Annotated in this window: 1 protein-coding gene; it reads left to right on the plus strand. The window is 50.4% G+C overall.

The features are described from left to right. On the plus strand, nucleotides 1–671 hold a 671-nt coding region (locus tag A3735_RS10545; protein WP_156499597.1), incomplete at both ends, for an urease subunit alpha.

A 671-nucleotide genomic window follows, 5' to 3' on the forward strand; every position in this document is an offset into this window, starting at 1 on the left:
ACCTAGTGATTACCAACGCTTTGGTTCTTGATCACTGGGGAATCGTTAAAGGTGATGTTGGTGTCAAAGACGGTCGTATCGTCGGTGTTGGCAAAGCCGGAAACCCGGATGTTCAGGACGGTGTTGATATTGCGATTGGCCCTGGCACAGATGTACTCGCGGGTGAAGGCTCTATCCTTACTGCTGGCGGCATTGATGCTCATATTCACTTTATTTGTCCACAGCAAGTTGAAGAAGCCTTAATGTCAGGCGTGACCACAATGATTGGTGGCGGCACCGGCCCGTCAACCGGTACTAACGCCACAACTTGTACCTCTGGACCGTGGTACATCGGTAAGATGATGCAATCCACCGACCAAATGCCCATGAACTTTGGCTTCTTGGGTAAAGGGAATGCAAGTTTACCTGAAGCCCTAAGAGAACAGCTCGATGCAGGCGCTTGCGGCTTGAAGCTCCACGAAGATTGGGGAACCACGCCAGCTTCCATTGATTGCTGTTTATCCGTAGCAGAAGAATATGATGTTCAGGTTGCAATCCATACCGACACCTTGAATGAATCAGGCTTCGTCGATGATACCATTGGTGCGTTTAAAGACCGCGTGATCCACACGTATCACACTGAGGGTGCCGGTGGTGGTCACGCACCTGATATCATTCGTGCTTGTGCTTAC

The sequence above is a fragment of the Oleiphilus sp. HI0061 genome, assembly GCF_001635675.1.